The 12,358-nt window shown below is 44.2% G+C and carries 11 protein-coding genes; 5 read left to right on the plus strand and 6 right to left on the minus strand.

Annotated features, from left to right (window positions below; all coding sequences use genetic code 11):
- Positions 1-365: 365 nt before the first annotated feature.
- A complete protein-coding gene (locus tag ACMA1I_RS02000) occupies positions 366-1,358 on the plus strand; it encodes an NAD(P)H-quinone oxidoreductase (RefSeq protein ID WP_337066558.1) in 993 nt (330 codons plus the stop codon).
- A 228-nt stretch (positions 1,359-1,586) separates the two neighbouring features.
- Here ACMA1I_RS02000 and ACMA1I_RS02005 read toward each other — a convergent pair whose 3' ends face one another.
- A complete protein-coding gene (locus ACMA1I_RS02005; RefSeq protein ID WP_337066559.1) occupies positions 1,587-2,366 on the minus strand; it encodes a hypothetical protein in 780 nt (259 codons plus the stop codon).
- Between the two features lie 483 nt (positions 2,367-2,849).
- A complete protein-coding gene (locus tag ACMA1I_RS02010; RefSeq protein ID WP_337066561.1) occupies positions 2,850-3,563 on the minus strand; it encodes an RluA family pseudouridine synthase in 714 nt (237 codons plus the stop codon).
- A 278-nt stretch (positions 3,564-3,841) separates the two neighbouring features.
- Here ACMA1I_RS02010 and ACMA1I_RS02015 point away from each other — a divergent pair, with 278 nt between their 5' ends.
- From ACMA1I_RS02015 to ACMA1I_RS02025, 3 genes are read left to right on the plus strand one after another with little or no spacing between them, the layout of a single operon-like run.
- Positions 3,842-5,347: a sensor histidine kinase gene (locus ACMA1I_RS02015; protein WP_337066562.1), complete on the plus strand. Its 1,506-nt coding sequence runs from the start codon at positions 3,842-3,844 to the stop codon at positions 5,345-5,347.
- 44 nt (positions 5,348-5,391) lie between these two features.
- Complete coding sequence (locus ACMA1I_RS02020) at positions 5,392-5,814, plus strand: hypothetical protein (protein ID WP_337066563.1); 423 nt, start codon at positions 5,392-5,394, stop codon at positions 5,812-5,814.
- Between the two features lie 23 nt (positions 5,815-5,837).
- Complete coding sequence (locus ACMA1I_RS02025; RefSeq protein ID WP_337066564.1) at positions 5,838-6,509, plus strand: LytTR family DNA-binding domain-containing protein; 672 nt, start codon at positions 5,838-5,840, stop codon at positions 6,507-6,509.
- Positions 6,510-6,791: 282 nt separating this feature from the next.
- Here ACMA1I_RS02025 and ACMA1I_RS02030 read toward each other — a convergent pair whose 3' ends face one another.
- The 4 genes from ACMA1I_RS02030 to recA form a co-directional block, all read right to left on the minus strand.
- Entirely contained in the window at positions 6,792-7,829 is a 1,038-nt protein-coding gene (locus ACMA1I_RS02030; protein ID WP_337066565.1) for a sensor histidine kinase, read from the minus strand.
- Between the two features lie 186 nt (positions 7,830-8,015).
- A complete protein-coding gene (locus tag ACMA1I_RS02035) occupies positions 8,016-8,732 on the minus strand; it encodes a response regulator transcription factor (RefSeq protein ID WP_337066680.1) in 717 nt (238 codons plus the stop codon).
- Positions 8,733-8,924: 192 nt separating this feature from the next.
- Positions 8,925-9,734: a DUF3108 domain-containing protein gene (locus tag ACMA1I_RS02040; protein WP_337066566.1), complete on the minus strand. Its 810-nt coding sequence runs from the start codon at positions 9,732-9,734 to the stop codon at positions 8,925-8,927.
- Positions 9,735-9,903: 169 nt separating this feature from the next.
- Positions 9,904-10,944 carry a recombinase RecA gene (gene recA, locus ACMA1I_RS02045; RefSeq protein ID WP_337066567.1) on the minus strand — a complete coding sequence of 347 codons (1,041 nt, stop codon included), beginning with the start codon at positions 10,942-10,944 and terminating at the stop codon, positions 9,904-9,906.
- 196 nt (positions 10,945-11,140) lie between these two features.
- On the opposite strand from recA, the gene ACMA1I_RS02050 reads away from it, so the two are divergent.
- On the plus strand, positions 11,141-12,253 hold the full coding sequence (locus ACMA1I_RS02050) for a hypothetical protein (protein ID WP_337066569.1): 1,113 nt from the start codon (positions 11,141-11,143) through the stop codon (positions 12,251-12,253).
- Positions 12,254-12,358: the final 105 nt, after the last annotated feature.

A 12,358-nucleotide genomic window follows, 5' to 3' on the forward strand; every position in this document is an offset into this window, starting at 1 on the left:
AAAAGCCGGAGCGGCTGCCCATCTCAAAGGCAGTCGCTCCGGCTTTCTTAATTTTAGACGCTAAACTTTTATTAGTTAAGAGTTTAAGGTTATGAGTTAAAAGTTAGGCAAAGTTTGAATACGTGCTCATCTTCTCCACTTCAATACTTTAAAATGCAGGACTAACCTACATCTCCACATTTCCAAATCTCCAAATTTTCTAATCTCCTAATCAGCAACTAACAATCAGCAATTAAATTATTCTAATGAAAACAGCCTTCCAGAGGTTTTATTGGAAAAATGTGCTAAGGGTTTAAGCCGTTTCTTACAACCTTCTGCTTTTGCCATCGTCTGTTTAATTTCAGCGAAGACTTAAAAACGAAGCCATGCAAGCCATACTTGTTAAAACACCCGGAGGACCGGAGCAACTGCAGCTAGGGGAATACCCAAAGCCGGAGCCAAAGCCGCACGAACTGTTGGTAAAAGTACATGCCACCGCTCTGAACCGCGCCGACACCTTACAGCGGCAGGGCAAATATCCGCCACCGGCAGGAGCCAGTCCGTTGCTGGGACTCGAGCTAGCAGGTGAGGTCGTGGCAGTAGGAGAGGAGTGTAAAACTTTTAAACCGGGCGATAAGGTATTTGGCTTGCTTCCGGGAGGTGGGTATGCTGCGTATGCTGTTATAGATGAAGCTATGGCCATGCCTGTGCCGGCAAACCTGTCTATGGAAGAGGCTGCGGCTATACCAGAAGTGTTCCTGACGGCTTTTCAGGCGCTGGTGTGGCTAGGCAAGCTGCAGGCCGGTGAGCGGGTGCTGCTACATGCCGGCGCGAGTGGTGTGGGTACAGCTGCCATTCAGCTGGCAAAAGCCATGGGCGCAACCGTGCTTGTAACGGCCTCAGCTGAAAAGCACCAGGTTTGCCTGGAGCTCGGAGCCGACAAAGCCATAGACTATAAAAACAGCTCTTTTAAAGAAGAAGTACTCCGCTACACCCAAAACGAAGGAGTAGATGTCATTGTGGATTTTATTGCCGGACCCTACTTCTCCGATAACCTCGATTGCCTTCGCACCGATGGGCGGCTGGTGATGCTGGCGACCTTAGGTGGCGGTAAAGTAGAAAACCTGGATGTGCGGAAGATTCTGGCAAAGCGCCTGCAGGTAACCGGCTCCACCCTCCGTTCCCGCTCACGTGCCTACCAGGTGCAGCTCACGCAGGAGCTAAGCGCCTTTGCTTTAGAAAAATTTAAGACCGGCGAGCTAAAGCCAGTTATCGATTCGGTTTACAGCTGGCAACAAGCAGCAGAGGCACACCGGCACATGGAAGGAAACAAGAACACCGGCAAAATTGTGCTCAAAGTGCTGGAGAATTCTGAATGAGAGGCTGAATTTTTAATTCCTAACGACATGAAGGCGAATTCCATCCTGCTGCTAGCATAGATGCTTCTATGATGTTTATATACTTAATGGTTTGTTTTTGTATAAGTTTGGTTAGTACGCACGAATTGGCACACGTTTAGATATCATACCTAACTTAGGTTAATGGTTTTTAGCCTGAGTTACAAATGTGCGCCATTGACTTTGTGTACATTATTAGCGGGCGTTACTTTATTTAAATTCAGGACTTTTTATATATATTTTTTTTTCAAGGTGATTAATGGTTGCTCCCTTTTCTATATGCAACTCTACTACTTCACCATTGGGTTGCTTTACTATAACAGCAACTTTTGCCCACTTCATAAGAATTGTTTCTTTGATCAAACCACTTGTAAGGATTTCTGTAGAAGTTTTTAAAATTAAATCTGGATTGATTATTATTTCATACTCATTAAGGTGATACGGCCACTTTGTATCCACAACATTCCAATTTTCATCAAATATGTAATAAGAAATTACGCCTTCTGCTTGTTCATGCTCTACATGTAGGAATTTCCCATGTAAATAAAATCTAACTTTATAGCCTTGTAAGATTTTTTCATAATAGCCATTGGGTTTGACTGTTTCAAAATCTTCTTTTTCTATGAAAATAGCTCCAGTACTCAATTGCTTATTAAGTTTCTTACCTGCTTCAGTTTCAGCATTGGTTTTCCAAGTCTGAAGAATGTCACTAGTATATTTTTGAGTATCTCGATCTATTAATCTTGAACAGCTTTGGCAAAGCCATATACCATTATCAATATCTTGTCTTTCTTGAGAGGTTAAACTCAAATTAAAACGTGGACCACCTTCAGCGGCCGCCGAAATATGTGCAGCCACTCCAATACTTGTAATATTATTCTTTTCAGAATTTGGACCAATCGTTGACATTCTACAATCAGGGTTAGAACATATAAAGCCAACTCTTTTAGCTAGTATATCTCTGGTTTTAGGTGAAAAATCATCTCTCATTAAGCTATTGATTTATAAAATGTGCTTCCTTTCTACTAGTTATGTCAAAAATAAAAATTATATTAATTTATTATCTTAATTATAAACTGCGATAAGATTTTGTCTTAAATCCTTGATTGTAATATATGGCAGGATAAACAATCTTGTTATGTTTATCCTGCTATATAGGGAGTGTACCTGTTAAAAGGTTTATTTATGTAAGCGTGATATGATATTTAAATATTTGTTATGGCTTATCCTCATTAGTTGATACTCATAAATCTCAAGTGCTAGTAAATGATAAGGTATGTTTTCAGAACCAATCTTATCAGGTCTCTACTGGTTACAAATCAGAAGAAATGATGCTAGCCAAACTTATATTAGATAAAGGCACCATCGCAATACCGTTATTCAAATTAAAAACACCCTATCCTGTAACAGCTGCTCCAACCAAAGCAGCTGTTACAGGATAGGGTGTTTTGTTATAGCAACTAATTCTAGACCTTAGCTATAAGCCTGCAGCTGCTTTACCAGCACGGCAAAATCTTTTGGGTAAGGCGCTTCGATCTTGATTTTTTCGTCGTTCAGGAGCGTGAAGCCGATGTTGAAGGAATGCAGGGCAAACCGTTTGATAAGTGGTTGCTCCTCTGTTTGCTGCTTTAAGTTAAATTTGCGCTTGAGGCTGCTCAGGTACAAAGGTTCTCCGCCGTACAACTCGTCCTGCACAATAGGCGCTTTTAAATAAGCTAGGTGCACACGTATCTGGTGCAGGCGCCCCGTTACCGGCACGCACTCCACGAGCGTATGGCGACTAAAGTTTTCGATAGTGGTAAAGTAAGTATCAGCTGGTTTGCCTTGCGGGGCGAGTTTAGCGACCCCTTTTGCACTTGGCATAATGTTTCGGCTTACAAGCTGGTCTTCGAACTTGTGCTGCCCCCACACCACCGCATGGTACACTTTATAAACCTCGCGCGCCTCAAACTGCATAGACAGGTGCCGGTATGCTTCCGGGTTTTTGGCCAACACCAGACAGCCCGAGGTGTCTTTGTCGAGGCGGTGGCAGGCCTGCAGGTCAGGGTTGTACTGCCGGGCAATTTTTAGAAGGTTAGTGGTGTTGGGCGTTCTGTCTTCTAGGGTAGCCAGAAAAGGTGGTTTGTTTACAACCACAAAATCTTCGTCTTCGTGTATAATCAGGTCTTTAAAAACCGGGTATTTCATCTTTTCTACTATAAAACCAGGCACAGCCTACAAACATGCTGTGCATTCCTGCAAAGATACGTAAATTTCAGATGCCCGATATTTTGTAATTGCTGAGTACTGGGCCGGTTACAACTACAGGTGTAAGGTTATCCCCTTCATTTGAAGCAAGTCCTCTCTACTAGTAGCTCCTGAAATATCTGTTTCACCTGTTTGGTCACATCTTTTTAAGGGTTTGTCACATTTATTTTCTTACCACAAAACTTACCTGTAAGATTGTAGCAAGAGAAACAGAAAACATGATGCAATACAGAAAAACAGAGTTTTGGGTAGTAACTGCCATTATCATCTTCCTTATTTTCAGCTTTGTGCAGGAGGCAGCGGCCGTGCTAAACGAATACGACTACAACGACATTCCTCACTATTATGGGTACCGTTTCTTTGAAAACGGATTGAGGTTCGACATGCTGCAACACCGGACTTACCCATTAATATCTTATTGCTTCATTATTTACTTCTCTTTCCTGCTCATCAACTTTTACATTTACCCTAAGCTGTACTCCAAAAAGGACATCACGCTAACCCTAGTGCTCGCCCTACTGTTGTACACCGCCGCTGTATTTTTGTTTTCTGTTACCGACACGTGGTACAAAGGGTATATGCAAGTGGGCTTCTGGTACTTTTTTTTGAAGAACCTGGTGCTGGTTGTGGTGTTGTTTGGCGGCATTGCGCTGTATATTTATTTAAAAGATACTGTTTTACGCACTTATACCATTCATACTGCCGGTAGCAAAACATTTGCTTCGGCCATAAAGCAGGAGGTGCGGGTGGTAGGAGGCATTTGGTTTGGTATTCTGCTGCTCTTTGTGATCTCTTTTGATGATAGTGAGGCACGTACTTTGGGAGCATTTTGGTTTGCTATGGTGCCTTATGCTTATTTGCTGTATGCGCTAAACAGGTACTGGCTCCTGCCGGAGTATGAGAAAGACAAAAAGCAGTTCTGGAGTTATTTTACCAAGCTGCTCTCTTACTCGCTACTGCTGTTCCTGCCCTTTGTACTGGTTTTCAGCGCGCTGATATATGAATTTGAGCCAGGTATGTTTGTGGCAAATTGGGTTGGGCAGCTGCTGGTAATGGGTACTCTTTCGTGGCTGGTGTACAGGCGCAATAGGCACGATGTGAACCAGCTAATTACCCTTAAAAAGGAACTAGGGCAAACCACGGCCGATCTGCAATTTCTGCGGTCTCAGATTAACCCGCACTTTTTGTTTAATTCCCTCAACACCCTTTACGGCACTGCCCTGCAGGAAAACAGCGAGCGTACAGCCCAGGGCATACAAATGCTTGGCGACATGATGCGCTTTATGCTGCACGAGAACCACCAGCACAAAATATTGCTCACCCGCGAGCTCGAGTACATGCGCAACTACATCGAGCTACAGTCGCTGCGGGTTTCTACTACCCCCGATATTGTGATCCAGACAAGAATAGAAGATGTGCTGGATGAGAAGTTTATTGCTCCTATGCTGCTTATCCCGTTTGTGGAGAACGCTTTTAAACACGGCATCAGCCTGAAGCAAAAGTCGTGGATTAAGGTAACGCTGCGTTACGACCAGGGCAAGCTGTACTTCGATGTTTATAACAGCACGCACAGCAGGCTGGAGCAGGACCCCGAAAAAGACAAATCGGGTGTGGGGCTGGAGAACGTGAAACAGCGCCTGGCCCTGCTGTACCCCGATCAGCACGAACTTGTAATAAGAGAGACTGCCGAAGAATTTTTTGTGCACCTTACCATCCAACTGTAGCGGCATGAAACTGTTGGCAACAAGAATAATTTAAACTGTATAGCATGAAAAGAATAAGTCAACTATTGATCCTCCTTGTGTCTTTAGTGGCAGGGAGTGTACTTGCAGGAAATTATAGTAGTGCAGGTACTCAAAATCATTCTTCCGCAGCATACGAAGCCGGTTTGGGTAGTAAGCTTTTTCAGTCAATTCTGATTCGGCCAAGGGTGTTTTCGGTTGCCTATGCGCAACTTCATGCTTTTTACATAGAATATAAAAACAGACTTAGCTTAACTGATGTATACTATAATGAGCTAAAAGGCGATGTTAGCAGTATTGCACAGCAGCATGTGTCGAGCTCACCTCAGGTGCTGCATACATCGGCTGCCGATGATGCTGTTCAGGATTTTGTGGTAGGTGCGAGCATCAAAACGTATCAGCTGCTTAGGGCCACCGCTCAAATAGTTTTTTTAGAAACCCGCAACTAAAAGAAGCGAAATAACAGGCAAACATGAAGGCAATTGCAATAGACGACGAGCCGATGGCGCTGGAGGTAGTGCGTTCGCATGCAGCCAAAGTTCCTTTCCTGGAGCTGGAGGCTTGTTTTACAGATGCTTTTAAGGCGCTGGAGTATCTGCAGAATGAGCCTGTAGACCTGCTGTTTCTGGATATTAAAATGCCCGATATTACCGGGTTAGAATTTGTGACCAGTCTGCAGAAAAAGCCGCTGGTAATTTTTACCACGGCCTACTCCGAACATGCCGTTATCAGTTTTGAACTCGACGCTATTGATTACCTCCTCAAGCCTTTCTCGCTGGCCAGGTTCGTGAAAGCTTGTAATAAAGCTCAGGAGCTGCTGCTGTTGCGGAGCCATACGGCCACTCCCAAAGATTATCTCTTTCTTAAAATCGGCTACGAACAGGTAAAGGTGCATTACAATGAAATATTGTATATGGAGGCCGCTGGTAACTATATTACGTTTGTGCTGGAGAGCAAGCGGCTGCTATCGCGCATGACCATAGCCGAACTAACCGAGATGCTGCCTGCCGATAAGTTTACCCGTGTTCACCGTTCTTACATTGTCGCCAAAGACAAAATCGACAAAATAGAACGCCACCAGGTTTGCCTCCAAGGCAACTATGTGCCTGTAGGGGCATCTTATCTGCAGCAACTGCAGGTATAGCGTTAACTCAATTCTTCTAATGAAAACGGCCTTCCGGAGGCTTTTCAGAGATTTTAGATAGCAGATGTTAGATACTAGACTTTTTTCTCCAACTGTTTACCTTCTAACTGCTTTGCCCAGACCCTCGCAGTAACTGCGCACGGTGGGAGGTATAATAGGTTATGCTAAATCAATTATTTAAAATTGTAACCTTCAAGCCATCAAACAACCAGCAACCAAATTCTTCTAATAAAGAAGGCCTTCCAGAGGTGTTTTATGCCGGATTTAGGTTTGGCTAGCTTATCAGGTTTTTGCTTTCAGGAGTTTAAAGCGGAGGGTGGTGCCTTTTTCTATTTCGCTTTTTACGGCGATAAAGGAGCGGTGTGCCTCTACAATGTGTTTGCAGATGGCCAAGCCTAGCCCTGTGCTGGTGGTATCGCGGGCGCGGCTTTTGTCGATGCGGTAAAAGCGTTCAAAAATCCGGTTTATGTGCTCTTCTGCTATGCCTGTGCCATCGTCTTTCACGGTGATGGTGTATCTTTTGCGATTCTCTGTAAAGGAGATCCAGATGTTTCCGTCTTGCCTGCCGTATTTTATGGCATTGTCTACGAGGTTTACAAAAACCTGGCAAATGCGGTTCCGGTCGGCATAGAGCATAATCTTTTCTCCCGGGTCAGCTTCCAGGTGAAGGGTAATGTTACGCGATGCTGCTTTTTGCTCCAGCTGCTCAAACACTTCCTGTACCAGCTCCACTGCATCGAAATTCTTTTTCTGCATTTTCACCACGCCCTTTTCGAACTGCGAAATACTGATCAGGTCCTGCACCAGGGTGTCGAGGCCATCAAGGCTTTTCGCTGCTTTCTGCAGAAACTTGTCGCGTACTTTCGGGTCGTCTACAGCGCCATCCATAAGGGTGTGAATAAAGCCTTGTGCGGCAAAAATAGGTGTTTTCAGCTCATGAGATACATCGGCCAGAAATTCGCGGCGCATGGCCTGCAGTTGCTTTAGCTCGTCTATCTCCTGCTGCTTGCCTTCAGCGAGTTGATAAATCTCGTCTTTTATTTTTTTGAGCGGATCGGCGGTGAAAGTGGAGCGGGTTTCTACTTTTTTAAAATCCTGTTTGCGGAGTTTTTCGAGACTGGTGTACAGATTTTTTATTTCGCGGAACACCAGCGCCTCGTACGACAGGTAAAATAGGAAAAAGGCCGAAATGCAAAAGCCAACCAGAGCTACCACTACTCCCTCTGCCGATAAGTATTCGACAAAAGCAAGAAAGGCGGTGAGCATTGCTGCTACCGCCAGTGAAATAAGAATGGCAAGCGTACGTGAGTTTAAATTCATGTAATTATTAGCGTAGCACAGTAACCCTGAAGATACTTATGTTACGCCAGAATAAAAAGTAAATTCAGAATAGATTAATAAAGCTTTCCCCTTATCGGAATAGGCCATTCCCATATGAATTATTCTAATGGAAATGGCCTTCCGGAGGTATTTTAAAGCTTTTTAGCTAAGGCTGCTGTATGGCAATCAGTCAGTGTTGAACTTGTAGCCTACACCTTTTATAGTTCTGATATTGTCTTCGCCTATTTTTTCGCGCACTTTCCGGATGTGCACATCTACGGTGCGGGCAATTACGTACACATCGCTGCCCCAGATGTTGTTGAGCAGCTCTTCGCGGGTAAACACTTTGTTGGGTGTGGCAGCTAAGAAAGCGAGGAGTTCAAACTCTTTTTTAGGAAGTGTTATTTTGGTGTCGCCTTTGTAAACGGCAAAAGAGGTGCGGTCTATGCGCATGCCACCAATTTCTATTACCTGGTCTTGTTCCTCCTGCTGGGCATCGCGGCGGGCAAAAGCAGCCAGGCGGCTAAGCAAGGCGCGGGGCTTAATGGGTTTGGTAATAAAGTCGTCGGCACCGGCATCAAACGCAGCTACTTCCGAAAATTCTTCGGAGCGGGCTGTTAGAAAGATAATATGCGTCTGACGGAAATCTGGCATTTCGCGGAGGAGTCGGCAGGCGGCAATGCCATCCATTACAGGCATCATCACGTCCATCAATATTACATCCGGTTTAAAAACGACGGCTTTGTCGATAGCTTTTTGTCCGTTTTCGGCTTGCTGAACTTCGTAGCCTTCTTTTGTTAAGTTATACTCCAGGAGTTCCACGATGTCAGGGTCATCGTCTACTACTAAGATCTTATAGTTTAATGCTGTTTGCACACTAACGCGTTGTTGTGGATGTTGCATGTTTAGTCTGGCTGTCTCCATCGCTTTTTTCTGTTTAGTAGAACAGTGGGATGTACTGCTTCTGTAACAAAGATACAGCAGTGTTAGCCAGAATATGATAGGTTTACCAAATCTTAATATTTTCTTAACATAGCGCCTTCGGGGCCTATTTTAAGATGTATAAAAAAGCCAGCCGCATGTGGCTGGCTTCGTTTAGTTTTTGGCCAGGTAAATTTTATGCTTCAGGTTTTTGTATTCGTATAGATCTACTTTAACGGACCCTACAAACATGTTGGCTTGGATAAGTACCGGTATTTTGTTGTTGTCGTCGGAGAGGTAAACCGAAATGGCGTCTTCGCCCTGGAACAGTTTGTTATTAGGCATTTTGGGTACCAGCTTTATGGCCTTTATGTTGCCTACTTTGGTGCTCACAGTCTCGCGCCCTTTGTAAGTAACAACCATGTCAAATACTTCTTCGTCAAAAAAGCCTTTCACACTAATTTTATCGCCTACGCGTAGTTTGTCGTAGTTCTGGGTGCGCAGAAAGTAAAAGCCGCTCACAATGTCCTGCACATTATCGGGTATTTTATGCGTACCAGTGTGCTTGTCTTTGTTGCGCTTCTTCATTTCCACCGATGCCGTTTTGGTGTGGTGGTTAAAGTCTACGGTTTCTTTTTTGCGGTAATTGCCTTCTTCTATGTTGCGGAATGAGCGTTGTGGCAATATAGCAGCTGTATCTATGTATGATTGCCAGGTGTCGCGTATCCTGATAAAGAAATCGAAGGAGTTAGTTGTTTTGCCATAAACGGTTGCCTTGTAGCACGGCCTGCCATTGATATATTGTATGGTAGGAGAGGTGTCTATTACAGCCTCTGCTGCCGTTATGGGGCCATAATGCACTTTGTACTTCAGTACTTCCCCTGTCGAGAAACTCTCGTTAGGAACGTGGCGTAAGGTATCGCTCATCACGAAGCCTGACAGCACAAGAAGAAGTAAAGCCATAACCAGGGGAATCTTATTCATACTTCGTGTTTTAAGGACGTTATATATCACAGAATCAACTATTATACCAAATGCTTTTTCCTTATTAACTAAAATAAGCACTTTTATTCTGCTATTCAACACCCACTAACGCAAAAAGGTGCTATGGGAGTAGCACCTTTTAATTTTTATTCTAATGTTGCGTCTGTAATTACTCGGCAGAAGTATCTTCCAGGGCAGCAGCTACTTTAGCTGGCTCGCCTTTTACAATAGCTCTGATTTTGCCTTCAATCTCATCCATCAGTTCTGGGTTGTCGAGCAAAATCTGCTTCACGCCATCTCGTCCCTGGCCTAATTTGCTGCCATTGTATGAGAACCAAGATCCTGATTTCTGCACAATTTCCAACTCCACGCCCAAGTCCAGAATCTCACCTACTTTAGAGATACCTTCGCCGTACATAATATCAAACTCTACTACTTTGAATGGAGGTGCCACTTTGTTTTTTACTACTTTAACCTTAGTACGGTTACCTGTAATGTTGTCGGCACCTTCTTTAATCTGACCTATACGGCGGATATCGAGGCGCACGGAGGCGTAGAATTTAAGCGCGTTACCACCGGTAGTTGTTTCCGGGTTACCGAACATCACACCGATCTTCTCGCGAAGCTGGTTGATGAAGATACAGCAGCAGCCGGTTTTGTTGATAGTACCGGTAAGCTTACGAAGTGCCTGCGACATCAGGCGGGCCTGCAAGCCCATTTTGCTGTCGCCCATGTCGCCTTCGAGTTCGCCTTTCGGTACGAGAGCTGCCACGGAGTCAATTACAATAATATCGATAGCGCCTGACCGGATCAGGTGATCTGCGATTTCAAGTGCCTGCTCGCCATTGTCTGGCTGAGAGATTAGCAGGTTTTCAGTATCTATACCGAGTTTTTCAGCGTAAACTTTGTCGAATGCGTGCTCTGCATCGATAAATGCTGCCAGACCGCCTGCTCTTTGTGCTTCTGCAATGGCGTGCATGGTAAGCGTTGTTTTACCAGAAGACTCTGGTCCGTATATTTCAATGACACGGCCACGCGGCAAACCGCCAATACCTAAAGCGATATCAAGCCCAAGCGAACCTGTAGAGATGGCAGGAATGTCCTCTACTTTGTTGTCGCTCAACTTCATTACGGTTCCTTTTCCGTATGTTTTATCGAGCTTGTCTATGGTTAGCTGCAGGGCTTTAAGTTTTTCGTTGCTTACGCTCATGTGTGTTTGATTAAATAGCTTTATATTGATGTGAAATTACGACTTTTGAAGTCAATTTACAAAAAAGCAAACAAGTAATTTGCTAATTATTTTAGCTGACCTTTGCTGCTAGTTCTTAACAAAAGCAGACAGTGTTTTGTCCCCGATTTACTAAATATTTATGCACTTTTTCAGGCTGGTTTTAACCATAATAGTATTGTTTAGTAGTAAGTTAGTTTTTGCCCAGCTAAATAACGATGCGCTGTTACAGAAAATGCCCGTAAACCCCGATAATGCTAATCATATTAGGATTAATGTGTTTGCTCAGGGCTACAACAAGAACAATGAGTACTTCAATAAAATTGCCGACGGCTACACTTTGATTGGCTATCACCTTAATCCCAAAATCTCCTATCAGCCTGCCTCTTTTGTGCGCATAGATGCCGGCCTACTCGCCTGGAAAGATTTTGGCAGCTCTGGCTATCAAAGCGTTCAGCCTACTTTTACGGTTAAAATACAGAAAGAGAACTGGGCTTTTTTATTTGGTACCTTAGAAGGTAACCTGAGCCATGGCTACATAGAGCCCCTCTACGATTTTGAAAAGGTTATTTTAGATAGAGTTGAGAATGGTTTGCAGTACCTACTTCATACCGATCGGTTTAAAATGGATGCCTGGCTCAACTGGAACAAAATGATTTATGTAGCCGACCCCGACCGGGAAGAAATAGAAGGTGGCATTAGCTCTGCTCTTACACTGCTAAACAAAGAAGGTAAATGGGGGCCAGGTCACACTTTTAATATTAGCCTGCCCATGCAGTTTACGGCGCAGCATAAGGGAGGGCAGATTGATAATAACAACCTGCCTTTGCTTACGGTAGCAAACGCTGCCGTGGGAATAGACCTGGAACAAAATTACCCTTTTGAGTTTTTAACGCGCCTGTACACCAAGAACTACCTGGTAGGCTTCAAAGATTTTTCAAATGAAGTGCTGCTGCCATACGAGAGTGGCACCGGTCTTTACCTGAACATTGGCGCCGACACCAAATACCAGGATGTAATGCTGAGCTACTGGCAGGGGAGTGGCTATGTAGCTGACTTGGGTGGAAGGCTCTACCAATCGGCCTCTACTACTTATAAAAACCCTGACTATCTGCAGCAAGAGCGCCGCCTGCTCATTCTACGGCTCATGAAAGACATTGAGATTCTGGAGAACCTGCACCTGACTTTGCGGCTGGAGCCTGTGCTGGACCTGGACTACCCGAAGTTGGAATTCTCCAACAGCCTGTTCCTAACCTTCGACACCGATTTTTTTGTAACAAAGAAGAAGTAAACCTTGCAAGCTATAACATCCTAAACCCTCTGGAAGGCTATTTTCATTAGAAGAATTGGTTGCTGATTATTGGTTGATGAATAGCTTAATTCGATTATGAGCAGG

Source organism: Pontibacter sp. 13R65 (genome assembly GCF_047525655.1).
In the GTDB taxonomy this organism is placed as follows: Bacteria; Bacteroidota; Bacteroidia; order Cytophagales; family Hymenobacteraceae; genus Pontibacter.